The organism is Duganella radicis, assembly GCF_009720825.1.
Lineage (GTDB): Bacteria > Pseudomonadota > Gammaproteobacteria > Burkholderiales > Burkholderiaceae_D > Rugamonas > Rugamonas radicis.
On sequence record NZ_WNKY01000003.1, the window covers coordinates 56,930 to 73,951 of the forward strand.

General features: G+C 63.3%; 18 protein-coding genes and 4 tRNA genes. 8 read left to right on the forward strand and 14 right to left on the reverse strand.

Annotated features, from left to right (window positions below):
* Positions 1-4: 4 nt before the first annotated feature.
* The 5 genes from GM676_RS04900 to GM676_RS04920 form a co-directional block, all read right to left on the reverse strand.
* Positions 5-568 carry a phasin family protein gene (locus GM676_RS04900; protein WP_155462278.1) on the reverse strand — a complete coding sequence of 188 codons (564 nt, stop codon included), beginning with the start codon at positions 566-568 and terminating at the stop codon, positions 5-7.
* Between the two features lie 72 nt (positions 569-640).
* Positions 641-844 (reverse strand): hypothetical protein, encoded by a 204-nt coding sequence (locus tag GM676_RS04905; protein ID WP_155462279.1) that lies wholly within the window; start codon positions 842-844, stop codon positions 641-643.
* A gap of 3 nt (positions 845-847) precedes the next feature.
* Positions 848-2,005 (reverse strand): GGDEF domain-containing protein, encoded by a 1,158-nt coding sequence (locus tag GM676_RS04910; protein WP_155462280.1) that lies wholly within the window; start codon positions 2,003-2,005, stop codon positions 848-850.
* Between the two features lie 96 nt (positions 2,006-2,101).
* Positions 2,102-4,303 carry an ATP-binding protein gene (locus GM676_RS04915; protein WP_155462281.1) on the reverse strand — a complete coding sequence of 734 codons (2,202 nt, stop codon included), beginning with the start codon at positions 4,301-4,303 and terminating at the stop codon, positions 2,102-2,104.
* A 75-nt stretch (positions 4,304-4,378) separates the two neighbouring features.
* Positions 4,379-4,792 carry a winged helix-turn-helix transcriptional regulator gene (locus tag GM676_RS04920; RefSeq protein WP_155462282.1) on the reverse strand — a complete coding sequence of 138 codons (414 nt, stop codon included), beginning with the start codon at positions 4,790-4,792 and terminating at the stop codon, positions 4,379-4,381.
* 95 nt (positions 4,793-4,887) lie between these two features.
* Here GM676_RS04920 and GM676_RS04925 point away from each other — a divergent pair, with 95 nt between their 5' ends.
* Positions 4,888-5,736 carry an SDR family oxidoreductase gene (locus tag GM676_RS04925; protein WP_155462283.1) on the forward strand — a complete coding sequence of 283 codons (849 nt, stop codon included), beginning with the start codon at positions 4,888-4,890 and terminating at the stop codon, positions 5,734-5,736.
* Here the strand turns inward: GM676_RS04925 and GM676_RS04930 are convergent, their stop codons facing one another.
* The 4 genes from GM676_RS04930 to GM676_RS04945 form a co-directional block, all read right to left on the reverse strand.
* Positions 5,737-6,063 carry a helix-turn-helix domain-containing protein gene (locus GM676_RS04930; protein ID WP_155462284.1) on the reverse strand — a complete coding sequence of 109 codons (327 nt, stop codon included), beginning with the start codon at positions 6,061-6,063 and terminating at the stop codon, positions 5,737-5,739.
* Positions 6,047-6,310, reverse strand: coding sequence for a type II toxin-antitoxin system RelE family toxin (locus tag GM676_RS04935; protein WP_155462285.1), 264 nt, complete (start codon positions 6,308-6,310; stop codon positions 6,047-6,049). Before GM676_RS04935 ends, GM676_RS04930 begins: the two co-directional genes overlap by 17 nt.
* A gap of 171 nt (positions 6,311-6,481) precedes the next feature.
* A tRNA-Leu gene (locus GM676_RS04940) sits at positions 6,482-6,566 on the reverse strand.
* 25 nt (positions 6,567-6,591) lie between these two features.
* A tRNA-Leu gene (locus GM676_RS04945) sits at positions 6,592-6,676 on the reverse strand.
* Positions 6,677-6,869: 193 nt separating this feature from the next.
* Here GM676_RS04945 and GM676_RS04950 point away from each other — a divergent pair.
* Both GM676_RS04950 and GM676_RS04955 read left to right on the forward strand, forming a co-directional pair.
* On the forward strand, positions 6,870-7,226 hold the full coding sequence (locus tag GM676_RS04950) for an ArsR/SmtB family transcription factor (protein WP_155462286.1): 357 nt from the start codon (positions 6,870-6,872) through the stop codon (positions 7,224-7,226).
* On the forward strand, positions 7,204-7,704 hold the full coding sequence (locus GM676_RS04955) for an SRPBCC family protein (protein WP_155462287.1): 501 nt from the start codon (positions 7,204-7,206) through the stop codon (positions 7,702-7,704). The genes GM676_RS04950 and GM676_RS04955 overlap by 23 nt, the downstream gene beginning before the upstream one ends.
* Positions 7,705-7,799: 95 nt before the next feature.
* On the opposite strand, the gene GM676_RS04960 is transcribed toward GM676_RS04955, so the two are convergent.
* Positions 7,800-7,884 (reverse strand) — tRNA-Leu (locus GM676_RS04960).
* A 147-nt stretch (positions 7,885-8,031) separates the two neighbouring features.
* Here GM676_RS04960 and GM676_RS04965 point away from each other — a divergent pair.
* Complete coding sequence (locus GM676_RS04965) at positions 8,032-9,627, forward strand: ATP-binding protein (protein WP_170304222.1); 1,596 nt, start codon at positions 8,032-8,034, stop codon at positions 9,625-9,627.
* Positions 9,628-9,697: 70 nt separating this feature from the next.
* Here the strand turns inward: GM676_RS04965 and GM676_RS04970 are convergent.
* Positions 9,698-9,782, reverse strand: a tRNA-Leu gene (locus GM676_RS04970).
* 288 nt (positions 9,783-10,070) lie between these two features.
* Here GM676_RS04970 and rnr point away from each other — a divergent pair.
* The 4 genes from rnr to GM676_RS04990 all read left to right on the forward strand — a co-directional run bounded on the left by rnr (position 10,071) and on the right by GM676_RS04990 (position 14,818).
* Positions 10,071-12,536, forward strand: coding sequence for a ribonuclease R (rnr, locus tag GM676_RS04975; protein ID WP_155462289.1), 2,466 nt, complete (start codon positions 10,071-10,073; stop codon positions 12,534-12,536).
* Positions 12,537-13,283, forward strand: coding sequence for a 23S rRNA (guanosine(2251)-2'-O)-methyltransferase RlmB (gene rlmB / locus GM676_RS04980; RefSeq protein WP_155462290.1), 747 nt, complete (start codon positions 12,537-12,539; stop codon positions 13,281-13,283). It abuts the gene before it with no gap.
* Positions 13,284-13,411: 128 nt separating this feature from the next.
* Entirely contained in the window at positions 13,412-14,146 is a 735-nt protein-coding gene (gene cysE, locus GM676_RS04985) for a serine O-acetyltransferase (protein ID WP_155462291.1), read from the forward strand.
* Between the two features lie 9 nt (positions 14,147-14,155).
* On the forward strand, positions 14,156-14,818 hold the full coding sequence (locus GM676_RS04990; RefSeq protein WP_155462292.1) for a YceH family protein: 663 nt from the start codon (positions 14,156-14,158) through the stop codon (positions 14,816-14,818).
* A gap of 3 nt (positions 14,819-14,821) precedes the next feature.
* Here the strand turns inward: GM676_RS04990 and GM676_RS04995 are convergent, their stop codons facing one another.
* From GM676_RS04995 to GM676_RS05005, 3 genes are read right to left on the reverse strand one after another with little or no spacing between them, the layout of a single operon-like run.
* Positions 14,822-15,769: a hypothetical protein gene (locus GM676_RS04995; protein WP_155462293.1), complete on the reverse strand. Its 948-nt coding sequence runs from the start codon at positions 15,767-15,769 to the stop codon at positions 14,822-14,824.
* Entirely contained in the window at positions 15,766-16,623 is an 858-nt protein-coding gene (locus GM676_RS05000; protein ID WP_155462294.1) for an ABC transporter ATP-binding protein, read from the reverse strand. The genes GM676_RS04995 and GM676_RS05000 overlap by 4 nt, the downstream gene beginning before the upstream one ends.
* A complete protein-coding gene (locus GM676_RS05005; RefSeq protein ID WP_155462295.1) occupies positions 16,620-16,976 on the reverse strand; it encodes a GntR family transcriptional regulator in 357 nt (118 codons plus the stop codon). The genes GM676_RS05000 and GM676_RS05005 overlap by 4 nt, the downstream gene beginning before the upstream one ends.
* Positions 16,977-17,022 lie beyond the last annotated feature (46 nt).

The window sequence follows — 17,022 nt, forward strand, 5'->3', positions numbered from 1 at the left end:
ACAGCTATTTCTTGGCTTTGGCCGGCTTGGCCGGCGCGCCCTGGGTCACCAGCGCGTTGGCCTTGGCGATTTCCGCTTCCACGGCCTGCACGGCTTGCTTGGTGGCCTTGGTCACCTGCTCATAGCCGGCGAAGGCGTTATCGATGGCGGTCTTGACGATCTGCACCGCGTTCTCCGAACCGGGGCGCACGTTCTTGGTGACGTCATGGATCAGCGCGCTCAGGTTGTTCCTGGCTTCGGCCACATGGGCGTCGGCGGCGCGGGTGAATTCCTCGCGGATCTCGGCGATGATGTCGCCCAGCTGCTGCTGGTAGGCGGCGGCGCCCGCCACGCCCGGCTGGATCTGCTCGGCCGCCAGCTTGATCGCGGCCTTGGGATCCTGCGTCTGGCTGATTTCCTTGCCGGTGGCCAGGTTGTCTTCCAGTTGCGATTTGGCGGTTTGCAGGTTGAGGGCAATCACTTGTTCCACACCCTGCACGGTTTTGCTGGTCAGGGTGTTGAACGTTTCTAGTTGAAACTCAAACAGCGCTTTGGTGGCGTTGGCAAATTGCTCGGGATTCGTAAACATACAGTCTCCTCATGAAAAATGTAGGGATGCAGCTTGCAGCGACTCCGGTTCAACCGTGTTCTTATGATTTGATTATCTAGTAACAATTAACTTTTCGCAACGGGCATCGCGGAACGGGCCGTAAGCCTTCTCCCAGCCTGGTCCCAGCGGCGTTTGCGAGCAGATCAGCGCACCGTCGATCTTGCTGCGCCACTTCCACCACGGCGCCGGCTCGGCGGCCAGGCCGGCGCAGCCCAGCATCAGCGCCAGCACCATGAAACGTTTCAGATTATTCATGCCTTACACCAGTTGTTTCGCGCAGACGCGATTGCGGCCGCTGTTTTTCGCAGCGTACAGCAAATCGTCGGCGGCGGCGATCATGTTGAGGTGGGCTTCGTGGGTGGAGCTGGCAAAATCCACGCTGGCCACGCCAAAACTGGCGGTGACTTCGATGCGCTGGCCTTCGTGCTCGACCGGTGTGGCCGCCAGCGTCTGGCGCAGGCGCTCGGCCAGCAGTTCGCCGCCGGCCAGGTCGGTTTCCGGCAAAATCAGCAGGAATTCCTCGCCGCCGTAGCGCACCACGCTGTCGATGCTGTCGCGCGTCATCGATTGCATCAGCGCGGCAAAGCGTTGCAGCACGGCGTCGCCGCCGTAGTGGCCGTAGGTGTCGTTGACGGCCTTGAAGTGGTCGAGGTCGCACATGATGACGGTCAGGCTGAGCCGGTAGCGGCGGGCGCGCGAGATTTCCGTCTCCAGCAGCTGCTCGTGCAGGTAGCGTCGATTGTAGCAGCCGGTCAGCGGGTCGCGGATCGACAGGTTTTTCAGCACCATCTGGGCGCTGTACTCTTCGCGCCACAGGATTTGGTAGCGCCGCGCCCCCACGTAGCCGAACAGATTGGTCAGCGCCAGCAGCGCTGCCATGGTGGCCAGTTCCATCGCCGGCAGGCCGCCCAGCCACCAGGCCAGCAGCATGAACACGACAGTGGCCGAGGCCGCGATCGCGGCCGCGTACATCAGCCGGTTCGGGATGTAGATGTACAGCACGATGATGACGATGGACATGGAGATGGCGTGCAGCGAGAATTCGGTCGGCCGCAGCGCCGCGATCAGCAGGAAGCCGAACGCGCCCGCCACTTCAACGATATTGGCCGCCACGCGCGTGAAGGGGATGGAGTCGGGCCGCCGTTTCAGCAGCGCCAGGCAGGCCAGCACGGTGCCGGCCACCGCCATGCGCGCGCCCATCAGCAGACAGGTTTTCATCTCGTAGCCCACCCACAGCAGGTCGGTGACGGCAAAGCACAGGTAGAACAGGGCGCAGAACAGGAAGGCGACGCGCAGCTGCGACTGTGTCATGGCCAGGTGATGGCGCAGGAACTCGTTTTCGGTCGCGGCGTCACAAAACTCGCAACGCAGCTTGGCGACCTTGATTGTCCTGGGCGAAACGGGATTGGATGGCATGCCGCATCTCTCCGCTGTGGCCGGCTAATTGCCGGTCTGATAGCGGCAATTATACGACTGCAATAATTGCGGAACGGAAAAAAAAATTCACTGATGCTACAGTGGCGCAACCTTGGGCAGGCGCAACATGAAGCTGGTGCCTTGGCCGGGCGTGCTGGCGGCCTCGATCCGCCCGCCCAGCACCCCGGTGACGATGTTGTGTGTAATATACAAACCCAGCCCGGAACCGCCGGCGCCCAGGCGGGTGGTGAAGAACGGGTCGTAAATGCGCGGCAGGTGCTCGGGCGCGATGCCGGCCCCGGTGTCGCTCAGGGTGAGGGCGATTTCGCCGTCGCCGCTGTCGTGGGCGGACAGGGTGACGCTGCCGTGACCGTGCTGGCGGCCGTTAAATCCATGCACCAGGCTGTTTTCGATCAGATTGCTCAGCGCTTGCGCCAGCGGGCCGGGATAGCTGTCCATTTCCAGCCAGTGATCGACGTCCTCGATCAGCTCCAGCCCGCGCTGCCGCAGGTCGGCCTGCACCGACTGCATCAGTTCGGCCACCACATCGCCCAGCATGAAGCGGCTGCGCTGATTGCTGCCGCCATCCACGGCAATGCGCTTGAAACCGGCCACCAGCGCGGCCGCGCGGTTCAGGTTGCGGATGACCACCTCGTCGGCGGCGGCCGCCTGCTCCAGATAGGCTTGCAACGCCGAGCGGCGCAGGCCGTTTTCCAGCTCGCGGCGCAGGGCGGCGGTGCGCTCGCTCATGCTGCCGGCCATCATCAGGCTGTTGCCGATCGGCGTGTTGAGCTCGTGGGCGACGCCGGCCACCAAGGCGCCCAGCGCGGCCAGCTTGTCGCGCCGCACCAGTTCTTCCTGCGTCATGCTGAGGTTGTGCAGCGCGGTGGTGAGCTCCTCGTTGGCATGTTCCGCGTCCTCCTTGGCGCGCTGGAGCTCGGCGGTGCGGGCGGCCACCAGCTCGGCCAGATGCTCGCGGTGACGCTGCAACTCCTCCTCGCGCCGGGTGCGGGCCACCGCGATGCCGGCCAGGTGGGTGGCGACGCGGATCAGGCGCAGCTCTTCCTCGCCGGGCGTGCGTTCCTCGTAGTAGTACATCGCAAACGAGCCGAGCACCATGTCGCGGTCCAGCAGGATGGGCATCGACCAGCAGGCGCGCAGGCCGTAGTGGGCGGCCGTGTTGCGGTAGGGTGCCCACAGCGGGTCGCCGAGGATGTCGCTGACGATCACGGTTTCCTTGCGATACATGGCGGTGCCGCAGGAGCCGGCCGCCGGGCCGATCGGCAGGCCGTTGAGGGCGCTCATGTAGTCGGCCGGCATGCTGGGGCCGGCGGCGCTGTGCACGGTCACGCCGTCCGGGTTGAGCAGCATGACGGTGCAGTGGCCGCCGTCCAGCTGGGCCTCGATCAGGCGCACCAGCTTGTCCAGCGTTTCGTGCAGCGGGGCGCCGCGCGCGATCATCTCCAGCACCGCGTTCTTGCCGTCGCGCAGTTGCGTTGCCAGCTTGCGCGGCGTGACATCGGCCACACGCACATGCATCAGCCGGTGCTCCTGCGTGGACAGCGGCACCATGCGCAATTCGCAGGTCAGCGGCCGGCCGGAGCTGTGACGCATCTCCAGTTCGAACACCTGCACCTCGCCCGACATCACCTGGTCCAGATCCATGGCCAGCACATGTTCGCTGGGCTGGCCATCCGGCTGCGTGGGCGTGCACAGCGACAGCAGGTCGGTCTGTAGCAGTTCCGCCTCGGTCATGCCGAACAGCTGGCGCGTGCGGCGGTTGGCATCGAGGATGCGATTGCTGCCGCGTTGCATCAGCAGGATGGCATCGGGCGACCCGGCCAGCATGGTGTGGTAATTGACCTCCAGCGTTGCCATGGCCGGCACGCCTTCCAGCGCCGGGGCGGGCGAGATGGCTTGCAGGTAGAGCAGGATTTTCTCCGCCATGTCGTCGATGGGGAACTGCATCGGCAGATAGGCGGCGGCCCCGGCCTCATGGGCGCGGCCGCGTTCTTCCTCGCTGGGGTGGGGCGACAGCAGGAACACCGGCAGCGGCCGCGCGCTGGCTTGTCGGAGGCGCGCGCACAGTTCCAGGCTGGCGCTGCCGGCCAAGGCCACGTCCAGCAGCACCAGGGCGATATTGCCGTTGCGGGTGAAAGCCAGCGCCTCGTCGCCGCGGCTGACGGTGTGGACTGCCAGATGATGCGGCGCCAGCATGGGGCGCAGCGTGGCGGCGTCATAGCCGCTGCGGGTGGCTATCAGGATGGTGTGCGGCTGATCGGCGGGGGACGGCGGCATCGTGTCTGGGCAGGTGCGGCTCCGGCAAGGCGGCGTGAGGCCAGTGTATTACAAGATCGGCATGCGCGGCCAGTGTTATGCCGCCTGCTGTGTATGGGCTTGCTGCGCGTCGAGGATCAGCGGGAAATTGTCCTCGATCCAGTCCACCAGCACCTCCAGCCGCTCGGCGGCCTCGCGGCCCAGCGGCGTCAGGCTGTACTCGACGTGCGGCGGCACCACCTGATGCGCCACGCGCAGCACCAGGCCGTCGTGGGCGAGGGCATCCAGCGTTTGCGCCAGCATCTTTTCGCTGACGCCGCCGATGGCGCGCCGCAGCTCGCTGAAGCGGTGGGTGCGTTCCAGCAGCATCACCAGCACCAGCACGCCCCAGCGGCTGGTGATGTGGCCCAGCACGGCGCGCGAAGGGCAGTCGGCCGCCATCACCTGGGCGCGCTGGGGCGCCATCTGATTCATCTGCTGGATGGTCTTGCGCAGGGATTTGCTGGTCATGGCGGGCTCCTGGGGTACTTACTAAAATGTGCGTACTTACAATTCGTAAGTATAGCCTATATCATGGCCTCATCAACTTTTAAACGGAGGATGCCATGATTGTCGTTACCGCTGCAACCGGCCAACTGGGCCGTCTCGTGATTGCCAAACTGCTCAATACCACCCCGGCGGCGCAGATCGTCGCCGCCGTGCGCGACCCGGCCAAGGCGGCAGACCTGGCGGCGCAAGGCGTGCAAGTGCGCCGCGCCGACTATACCGATCCGGCTTCGCTGGATGCGGCGTTTGCGGGCGCCGGCAAAGTGCTGCTGATATCGTCGAACGATCTGGGCAACCGCGTGGCGCAGCACCGCAACGCCATCGATGCGGCCGCCCGCGCGAAAGTCAGTCTGCTGGCGTACACCAGCGTGCTGCACGCCGACCGTTCGACGCTGAGTCTGGCGGCGGAACATCGCGAAACCGAAGACGCCGTGCGCGCATCGGGCGTGCCGTACAGCTTGCTGCGCAATGGCTGGTACGTGGAAAACTACACCGGCAGTCTGGGCGCGGCGGTGGCGCACGGCGCGCTGGCGGGCGGCGCGGGCGAGGGCCGTATCGCGGCGGCGGCGCGGGAGGATTACGCGGAAGCGGCGGCGGCGGTGCTGACGAAGGCGGGCGCGGTGGAACAGGTGTACGAACTGGCGGGCGACACCAGCTTCACGCTGGCGGACCTGGCGGCCGAAGTGTCGCGCCAGACCGGCAAAGCCATCCCGTTCCACAATCTGTCGCAGGAAGAATATCGCGGAATGCTGGTGAACGTCGGCCTGCCAGCGCCGCTGGCCGAGCTGATCGCGGATTCGGACGCCCAGGCCGCCAAAGGCGCGCTGTTTGACGACAGCCGCACCCTGGGCAAACTGATCGGCCGCCCGACCATCTCGCTGGCGGACGCGGTCAAAGCCGCGTTGTAGTCAGAGATCGAGCTGGGCAGGCGTAACGCCCAGCGCCGTGGCGATCTTCTTGAGCGTTGCCAGGCGGAGGCCTTGGCTGGCCTCCTGTTTGGCATAGGAAGGCTGGGTGATGCCCAGCCGCCCGGCAACCTCAGCTTGAGTGAGCTTAAGATGCTCCCGCCACGCACGCACTGCCGTTGCGCCATCCACCATGGCGCTGACGACGGCGTTCGGGATCAAGTCGTGCTCATGCTCGTAAGTTCGGATGTAGTCATCGTATGGGATGACCACAAAACTCGGCTTGCCATCCGCGCCGTTGATCACCTGCACGTTAATAGGTGTTTTCATCGCGCTTTTTCACTTCCTGAATATCTACAATTTTGATCACCGTGGTCCAATCGAACAGCACCCTGTAATCTCCAACGCGTAGCTGGTAGCCATATTGATGGTTTTTCAGCGATTTGACGTTAGTGCAGTTGGGCATCGATTCCAGGGCTGTGGTGGCGTCCACGATCTGACGTTGCGCTCGCGCTTCAAGCTTGAACAGCTGCTTGACGGCCTTGGGTGACCACCTTACTTCGCTTCGTGAGTTCATAATAGCTAAAATATAGCTTTATGCAAGAAGACTTATCTGGAGAGGTAAGGAAAGTTTGCCGCTTTACTCGCTGGAATGCCTTAAGAAAAGGCTAGCGGAAACAAAAAAAGCCGCCGGACATGAAACGCGATCTCGAGAGCGTTCAGCCGGGCGGCTATTTTACGGAATTCTTGGTGCCCACGGAGGGACTCGAACCCCCACACCTTGCGGCACATGGACCTGAACCATGCGCGTCTACCAATTCCGCCACGTGGGCATTTGTAACTTACAACATCAGCGCTTGGTGCCCACGAAGGGACTCGAACCCCTACACCTTGCGGCACATGGACCTGAACCATGCGCGTCTACCAATTCCGCCACGTGGGCGCTGATGCTGTCTCGTTACTCTCCGTTGCGTTGTTCTGCAACAGAAGGCACGCATCTTAAAGGCCGCCCGCCAACTCGTCAATAGTAAATTGCTGCTTTTATGAAATTATTTCCCCGTCATCCCTTGGGCGTTGCCGGAAGTCGCTGTCGAAAATTGTTGTGCCGCGTTGGTTTTTTGTATATAGTTAGCCATATGGATAACTATAGAGTTGCGCTGGACGCGATCTTCCACGCTTTATCAGACCCAACGCGCAGAGCCGTGGTGCATCGGCTGGGCGAGGGGCCGGCGACTGTCGGCGAATTGTCGCAGCCCTTCGATATGGCACTGCCGTCGTTCATGAAGCACATGCGGGTACTGGAAGATGCCGGCCTGGTAAGCAGCAGCAAGAGCGGGCGGGTGCGCACCTGCATGCTCGAACGGGACAAGCTGGCCGCAGCCGAGCGTTGGTTCGAACAGCAGCGGGCACTCTGGAGTAGCCGATACGACAATCTGGATCAACTTTTGGAACAACTGCAAGGAGACGACAATGGTAGCCAAGCTTCAATTTGATTTCGTGGTCGACAAGGAAAAAAGCAGCCTCACGGTGACGCGCGAATTTGCCGGCCCGCGGCAACTGGTCTGGGATTGCCATACGCAGAGCGCGTTGCTCGACCGCTGGTTTGCGCACAAGCCCCTGAGTACCAAAACCAAACAGATGGAATTCAAGGAGGGCGGCTATTGGCACTACGCCATGATCACGCCTGATGGGCAGGAGTATTGGGGGCGCCTCGACTACCTGGCCATCCGCCCGATCGACAGCTATGCGGCGCTGGATGGATTCACCGATGAGACTGGTGTCGTCAATGCCGACCTGCCGCGCTCGCGCTGGGACGTGACCTTTGCGGATCTGAAGGAGCACACGCTGGTCACCACGCTGGTGCAATACAACTCGCCGGAGGATGTGCAAAAAGTCATCGACATGGGCATGAAAGAAGGCATGACCTCCACCCTCGAACGCCTTGACGAGCTGTTGCTGACGCTGCGCTGAGCGTCTCATCCTGGCGCTGAAAAGCAAAAAAGCCGCCGGACATGAGCGCGATCTTGATCGCGTTCAGCCGGGCGGCTATTTTTTTGCGGAATTCCTGGTGCCCACGGAGGGACTCGAACCCCCACACCTTGCGGCACATGGACCTGAACCATGCGCGTCTACCAATTCCGCCACGTGGGCATTTTTACTGCTGCTCTGTTGCATTGTCTGCGTCAGAGGCCAACATTTTACGGGCGCGACTTGTTTTCCGCAAGTTTTTTTCTCCTTGCATCTTGTGTAGCCGTTGCGTAAGCTTAATACTGTCATTTCAACAATCCGGAGATGGAAATGGAAATGATCAGTAACTGGTTCAACAGCGAGGGATTCATGCCTCATGGCCACTGTTTCCTGTGGATTCCTTCCATCCTGTGGACGAGTGTGATTTCCGACGCCCTGATCGCGCTCGCTTATCTGTCCATCCCGATCAGCCTGATTTACTTCATCCGCAAGCGGCGCGACATGCCGTTCGACTGGATGTTCATCGCCTTCGGTGTGTTCATCCTGGCCTGCGGCGCCACCCACATCGCCGATATCTGGGTGGTGTGGAAGCCGGACTACGTGCTGTCCGTGACCCTGAAGGCCATCACCGCCGTCGCCTCGGTGGTGACCGCCATCGCCATGATCCGCCTGGTGCCGATCGCGCTGCGCATCCCCAGTCCGGCGCAACTGGCGGCCGTCAATGCCGAGCTGCAAAGAACGAACGATGAGCTGCGTGCCGCCATGGAGCGCGCCGAAGTGGCCAACCGCGCCAAGAGCGCCTTCCTCGCCTCGATGAGTCACGAGCTGCGCACGCCGCTCAACGCCATCCTCGGCTACACGCAAATTCTCAAGCGCGACAAGACCCTGACCCTGCCGCAGCAGACCGGTATCAGCACCATCCAGCAGGGCGGCCAGCACCTGCTGGCGCTGATCAACGACGTGCTCGACCTGTCGCGGGTGGAAGCGGGCAAGATGGAGTTTCATCCCAAGCCGGTGCGGCTGGGCGAGTTGCTGATGGTGGTGGCCGACATCATGCGCGTGCGGGCCGAGCAGAAGCATCTGCATTTCGAGCTCGAGCTGAACGGCGGCCTGCCGCAGGCCGTCAGCGTCGATGAGACGCGCCTGCGACAAGTACTGCTGAACTTGCTGGGCAACGCCCTCAAGTTCACCGATCGCGGCGCGGTGCGTCTGCGCGTCTCGCCGTTGCCGGCGGCGCCTGGGCAGGGCGCCAATGTGGCGCTGCTGCGCTTCGAGGTCATTGACAACGGCATCGGCATCGCCGCCGATCAGCAGGAAGCCATCTTCCGTCCGTTCGAGCAGGTGGGCGATGTGTCGCGCCGCGCCGGTGGCACCGGCCTGGGCCTGGCGATCAGCCGCCAGCTGGTGCAGCTGATGGGTGGCGCACTGCAAGTGGAAAGCGCGCCGGGCAAGGGCAGCCGTTTCTGGTTCGACGTGCCATTGCCGGTGGCCGATCTGCCGGGCGTGACGGTGGGTGGCGAGCACGTCGCCACCGGCTATGTCGGTCCGCGCAAAACCATCCTGGTGGTGGACGACGTGGCGACCAACCGCGCACTGTTGCGTGATCTGTTGGGCTCGCTGGGCTTCCGCACGCTGGAGGCGGAAAACGGCATGTCGGCGCTGATGCAGACGCAGGCCGTGCGGCCGGACATGGTATTGCTGGATATGGTGATGCCCGGCATGGACGGCATTGAGACCCTGCGCCGGCTGCGTGCCGACACCCGCATTGCCGATACGCCGGTGCTGATTATCTCCGCCAGTTCCACGCCGGAAGAGGAGGAGCGCTCGTTGGAGGTGGGGGCCAAGGCCTTCCTGGCCAAGCCGGTCAACGAGCATGATTTGCTGCGCGAGATCGGCGCGCACTTGAATCTGGAGTGGACAGAATGAAAAAAAGCCATCGGACATGAACGCGATCTTGAGCGCGTTCAGCCGGATGGCTTTTTTTCGCGGAATTCTGTGGTGCCCACGGAGGGACTCGAACCCCCACACCTTGCGGCACATGGACCTGAACCATGCGCGTCTACCAATTCCGCCACGTGGGCACTGATGCTTCTCAACAACTCTGCTATTATATCGACCGGGAGAGTTTTGCGCCAGATGAACTTTGACATTCCTTACTGCACATCAACCCTGTCTTGCAGATCCCGCCGCTTGCGCTGCGAGAGACCAGAATTATAGAGGAATCCTTGGCGATGTCAAATGCCTCCCGTAAAAATTTTCACGCGGCGTCCGCCTCGTGGCGCGAAATGGTCAAGGCTGGCGTTTCCAAGTACACTACGCCTGTCGCCGTGCCATATATATGCTAATCACTGTAAAAATAAGAAAAACTTTTGAACCAATCTACACACACCATTCCCAGCCGTGAGGAAATTCTCGGCATCTTCCGCAGCGCCAAAGGCCCGCTAGACCTGCGCGCCCTGTCGAAATCGCTCAAAGTCGCCACCGACGCCCAGGCCATCCTGTCGCGCCGCCTGAACGCGATGCAGCGTGACGGCCAGATCATTGTCGACGACAGCGGCCACTACACGCTGGCCACGCAGACCGGCTTCATCGCCGGCCGCGTCAGCAGCCACCGCGACGGCTTCGGCTTTGTGATCCCGGACGAGCCGGGCGAAGACCTGTTCCTGCCCGAGAAGGAAATGCAGAAAGTGCTGCATGGCGACCGCGTGCTGGCCAAGATCGTCGGCGTGGACCGCCGCGGCCGTCCGGAAGGCACGATTGTCGAAGTCACGCAGCGCGCCAACACCCACATCATCGGCCGCCTGCTGAACGAAAACGGCGCCTGGATCGTGGCGCCGGAAGACCAGCGCATCTCGCAGGACGTGCTGGTGGAAGGCGCGATCGGCAAGGCCAAGGCCGGCCAGATCGTCAGCGTGGAACTGACCGAACAGCCGATGCGCTTCAAGCAGCCGGTCGGCAAGATCGTTGAAGTGCTGGGCTCGCTCGACGATCCCGGCATGGAAATCGAAATCGCCGTGCGCAAGTTCGGCGTGCCGCACATTTTCTCGGACGCCGCGCTCAGGCAGGCCAACAAACTGCCGGACCACGCGCGCGAAAGCGACTGGGGCGAGCGCGTCGACCTGCGCGACGTGCCGCTGGTCACCATCGACGGCGAAGACGCGCGCGACTTCGACGACGCGGTCTACTGCGAACGGACCAAGATCGGCCGCGCCAACGGCTACCGCCTGATCGTCGCGATCGCCGACGTCAGCCACTACGTCAAGCCGAACGACGCGCTGGACGCCGACGCCCTGCAACGCAGCACCTCGGTCTACTTCCCGCGCCGCGTGATTCCGATGCTGCCGGAGAAGCTGTCCAACGGCCTGTGCTCGCTGAACCCGGCGGTCGACCGCCTGACGCTGGTGTGCGACGCCGTGGTCACCGCCAAGGGCGAGATCAAGGCCTACCAGTTCTATCCGGCCGTGATCCACTCGGCCGCGCGCCTGACCTACACCGAAGTGGCCGACATCCTCGGCAACACCAAGGGGCCGGAGGCGGCGCGCCGTCCCGGCCTGGTGCCGCACCTGCTGAACCTGTACGAGGTGTTCCAGGCGCTGCTGAAAGCGCGCGCCCAGCGTGGCGCCATCGATTTCGAAACCACCGAAACCTACATCGTCTGCAACCCGAACGGCAAGATCGAGAAGATCATCCCGCGCACCCGCAACGATGCGCACCGCCTGATCGAAGAGTGCATGCTGACCGCCAACGTGTGCGCGGCCGATCTGCTGATCCGCCACAAGCATCCGGGCACCTACCGCATCCACGCCACGCCGACCGCTGAAAAGCTCAAGCAGGTGCGCACCTTCCTCAAGCAGGTCAATCTGCATCTGGGCGGCGGCGACAAGCCGGCCGCGGCCGACTACGCCGCGCTGATGAAGGAAATCAAGGAGCGTCCGGACGCCTCGCTGCTGCAAACCATGCTGTTGCGTTCGATGCAGCAGGCGGTGTACTCGCCCGATAACATCGGCCACTTCGGCCTGGCGTACGAGGCGTATGCCCACTTCACCAGCCCGATCCGCCGCTATCCGGACTTGCTGACCCACCGCGCCATCAAGGCCATCCTGCTGGGTAAAAAGTACGAGCCGAAGATCGCCGACAACAGCGTGTTGAACACCAACGTCTCGAACGCCACCCGCAAGCAGCAAGCCAAGGACAAGGCCGAAGGCAAAGAGAAAAAAGCCGCCGACATGACCGTGTGGGACGCGCTGGGCGTGCACTGCTCGGCCAACGAGCGCCGTGCCGACGAAGCCTCGCGCGACGTCGAGAACTGGCTCAAGTGCTACTTCATGCAGGACAAGCTGGGTGAGGAATACACCGGCATCATCACCGGCGTGACCACCTTCGGCATCTTCGTGCAGCTGGATCAGCTGTTCGTCGAAGGCCTGGTGCACATCACCGACCTGGGTCAGGATTACTTCCAGTATGATGACGCCCGCCACGAGCTGAAAGGCGAGCGCACCGGCAAGAAGTTCCAGCTGACCGATCACGTCAGCGTGCAAGTGGTGCGCGTCGACCTGGAATCGCGCAAGATCGATCTGCGGCTGGCCGGCGCCGATGCGCCCGAGCCGCGCGACGGCAAGCCGGACGCGCCATCCAAAACCAGCAAAACCAACATCAAGCCTGGCCCGGCGATCCCGGCCGCCAAGCCGGGCAAGCCGGCGCGCACGCCAGCCGCCGCCGCGCCGAAAAAGCCGGCCGCGGCCCAGCCGAAAGCCGCCGCACGCAAGACCAAGGCCGCACCCGCGGCCAAACCTCGGGCGGCCAAAGCCGCCCCAAAAAGTAAGAAGAAGCGATAAATGAGCAAGAACAAAATGATTTTCGGTTTCCACGCGGTGACCTCGCGCCTGCGTCACGAAGCCGCCACGGTGGAAGAAATTTTCGTCGACGCCACGCGCGACGACCGCCGCATGAAAGACCTGATCGCCAACGCCAAGGCGGCTGGCGTGCGCGTGATGCCGGTCGACTCGGCACGTCTGGACAAGATCGTCGGCACCCGCCGTCACCAGGGCGTGATCGCGTTCGCCTCGCAGCTGGCGCTGGCGCGCAACCTGGATGAACTGCTGGACGCCATCGACGGCCCGCCGCTGCTGCTGGTGTTGGACGGCATCACCGACCCGCACAACCTGGGTGCCTGCCTGCGCGTGGCCGACGGCGTCGGCGCGCACGCGGTGATCGTGCCGAAAGACCGCGCGGTGGGCCTGAACGCCACCGCCGCCAAAGTGGCGTCGGGCGCGGCCGAGACCGTGCCTTACATCACCGTGACCAATCTGGCGCGCACCCTGCGCGAGCTGAAGGAGCGCGACATCTGGCTGATCGGCACCTCGGACGATGGCGAGAAAGGCCTGTACGAAGCCGACTTCACCGGCCCGACCGCGCTGGTCATGGGCTCGGAAGGCGAGGGCATGCGCCGCCTGACGCGCGAAACCTGCGACGTGCTGGTCAACATTCCAATGTTCGGCTCGGTTGAGAGCCTGAACGTGTCCGTCGCATCGGGCGTCTGTCTGTACGAAGCGCGCCGCCAGCGTCTCGCCAAGGAAGCATAAGCGCGAGACGTCCCCACCGGCGGCCGACTTCGAGGGCCGCTGGTTCTCCCTCCCAAGTCAGCCGCTGTTCAGCAATCCCCAGCCGGATACGCTACCATGCAAGTACCGGTTGTCATTCTGGATAAGCCATGTTTCATCGTCTGCGCCAAGACATCAACAGCATCATCGAACGCGATCCCGCCGCCCGCAACGCCTGGGAGGTGTTGACCTGCTATCCCGGCCTGCAAGCCATTGTCATGCACCGCTGGGCGCACTGGTGCTGGACCCACAAGATGAAATGGCTGGGCCGTTTCATCTCTTATCTGGCCCGCATCATTACCGGAATTGAAATCCACCCCGGCGCCACCATCGGCCGCCGCGTGTTCATCGACCATGGCTTCGGCGTGGTGATCGGCGAGACCGCCGAGGTGGGCGACGATTGCACCATCTACCAGGGCGTGACGCTGGGCGGCACCTCGCTGCACACCGGCGCCAAGCGCCATCCGACGCTGGCGCGCGGCGTCATCGTCGGCGCCGGCGCCAAGGTGCTGGGCGGCTTTACGGTCGGCGAGTATGCCAAGGTCGGCTCCAACGCCGTGCTGCTGAAGCCGGTGCCGCCGGGCGCGACGGCGGTCGGCAATCCGGCCCACATCGTGCAGAAGGAATTGAACGCCGTGCCGAATCCGTTTGCCGCCTACGGCGTCACGCCGAACGGCGACGATCCGCTGTCCAAGGCGCTGCGCGGGCTGATCGAAAACGCGGTCAAGCAGGAGGAACGCATCGAGCGGCTGGTGGCAACCATGAAGGCGGCGGGGCTGGAGTGTCAGAGCGTACCCGAGTGTGATAAATTGAATTCCGCCCAACTGAACAAGCTTGTCGAATAAGGACCGCACATGGAAACAGAAGTACTGGACCCGTTTGAAATCCGCGTGCTGGCCGTGCTGGCCGAAAAAGAGGCGCTGACGCCGGATAACTATCCGATGTCGCTGAATGCGCTGGTGAACGGCTGCAACCAGCTGTCCAGCCGCGATCCGGTGATGGCGCTGTCGGAAGACACGGTGGCCGACGTGCTGCAACGGCTGATGCAGCGCAAATATGTGAACGGCATCACCCAGGCCGGCGCGCGCGTGACCAAGTACGAACACCGCATGCGCATCAAATGGTCGCTGGAGCAGGACAAGCTGGCCGTGCTCACCGTGCTGATGCTGCGCGGCCTGCAAACCGCCGGCGAAATCCGTACCCGCACCGGCCGCCTGCACGAATTCAAATCGGTGGGCGACGTCGAACTGGCGCTGCAATTCCTGATCGATAAATATCCGCCGCTGGTGTCGCGCCTGACGCTGGCGCCGGGCACCAAGGAGCCGCGTTACGGCCAACTGCTGGGCGGCGAAGAAGCGCTGGCGCGCGAGGAAACCGCGGCCAGCCTGGGCGGATCGGTGAGCGCCGGCGGGCAGGGTACCCGCATCGGCGCGCTGGAGCAGGAAGTCCAGCAACTGCGGCAGCAAGTGGAAGAACTCACCGCGCAGTTTGCCGAATTCCGCAAGCAGTTCGAGTAAGGCTTACACCTCTTCGCGACGGCGGCGGACGTAGACGGTGATGGCGATCATGGCCACGCCCGCCACGACGCCCGCCCACATGCTGGCGTTGCCCAGCGAGGACCACGATTCGTTGAAGATCACTTCCGGCACGGCCATCCGGTGTGCCGCCGCCTCGGCCATGGCGTTGTGCGGAGGAGCGCTCAGCCACGAGCCAGGCACCACGCTCAGCAACAGGCGACTGGTGACATTGCTGGCAAACCAGCCGGTGTCAAAGCCCAGGTGCAGCGCTTTTTCGGCCCACAGCATCAGCAGCGTGGTGATCACCGGCGTGCCGACCGCCCACAGGAACACCTTGGAGCGCGCCATGCTCGACACCATCAGCAGCCAGCCCACGGTCGGCAGCGCCCACAGCGCGTACACCGGCAGCAAGCCCACCAGCCGCAGCGGCGTCAGATAGAAATCCGGCTGCGCCAGCACCGCGCCAAACATATTCGTGCCATGCATGGCCAGCATCACGCAGGCGGCCAGCAGGATCACCAGGCCCAGCACGATGGCGATACCCATCGCGATCAGCGGCGCCACCACCACCGCCAGCAGCAGCTTGGACATCACCGTGGTGAAGTCCGACACCGGCAGCGATTTCCAGAACAGCAGGCTGCGGTCGCGGCGCTCGTCGTGCAGCGCGTTGAGGCAGTAGAAGAACACCAGCAGGCTCAGCACCATCAGCACCGGCATGCCGGCGCCGACGTAGGCTTGCGCCATCATCTCGGCAATCTGCGCGCGCATCTTGCCCTCGATGGTGACGCTGCCGATGTTATGGCCCTGCACCTCGAAGTTGCCGGACTTGCCGAGGAAGATGCTGGCCAGGGCCAGCACGGCCACCGCGACGGCGATCACCACGGGCGTCCACAGCAGCATGCCCTTGTTTTCCCACATCTCGCGCTTGATCAGCCATTTCATGGTTTTCATGCGTAGCTCCCTTTCATGGTGGCGACGAACAGATCGGCCACGCTGGGCGTGCGCAGTTCGCCAAAATTCGACAGCTGCTGGCGGTGCACGCCGTCAAACAGCATCACGGCCTTGCCGAACACGGTGCGCTGGCTCAGCGGTTGCAGCGCGTTGGCGGCGGCCACGAACTGCGGCTCCACCATCACCTCGGTAAAGCGCTCGCCCACTTCATCCATCGACGCGGCCAGCGAAATCTTGCCGTTCTCGATGAACATCAGGTCGGTGAGGATGTGCTCGACTTCCTCGATCTGATGGGTGGTGATGAGGATGGTCTTGTTCTCGTCGAAGTAGTCTTCCAGCAGGTTCTGGTAGAACTGCTTGCGGTACAGGATGTCCAGCCCGAGCGTGGGTTCGTCCAGCACCAGCAGCTTGGCGTCGATGGCCATCACCAGGGCCAGATGCAACTGCACCACCATGCCCTTGGACATGGCTTTCACCTTCATGTCCGGGGTCAGCTTGGTGTTGGCGATGTACTTCTCGGCCTTGGCGCGGTCGAAGCGCGGGTGCACGCCCTCGACGAAATCGATGGCGTCCTTGACCTTGAGCCAGCGCGGCAGGATGGCGACGTCGGCGATGAAGCAGACCTCGTTCATCAACGCCTCGCGCTGGGTGCGCGGGTCCATCCCCAGCACCGACAACTCGCCCTCGAACTGCGTCAGGCCCAGGATGGCCTTGAGGGTGGTGGTCTTGCCGGAACCGTTGGGGCCGATCAGGCCGACGATGCGGCCTGCCTCGACACTGAAACTGGTCCCATCCAACGCGGTCTGCTTGCCGTAGCGCTTGGCGAGATTGGTGGCGGTGATGATGGCGCTCATGCCGCACCTCCGGGCGCCGCCTTCATCAGGGCTTCCAGATCCAGCCCGAGGCGACGGATGCGTTCCAGCATGGCCGGCCAGTCTTCGCGCAGGAAGCGTTCGCGTTCGGTGGCCAGCAGTTTGTCGCGGGCGCCATCAGTAACGTACATACCTAAACCCCTCCGTTTTTCGACCAGGGTTTCGTCCACCAGTTCCTGGTAGGCACGCGACACCGTGATCGGATTGAGTTGATAATCGGCGGCGATCTGCCGCACCGAGGGCAGGGCATCGCCCGGTTTCAACAGGCCGTCCAGCATCATGCCGACGACCTTGTCTTTCAGCTGCCGATAAATCGGCGCGTTGTCATTCCACATACATAGGTACCCCTTACGTGTGTTGATGAAGTGGTGTTGTAGTGAA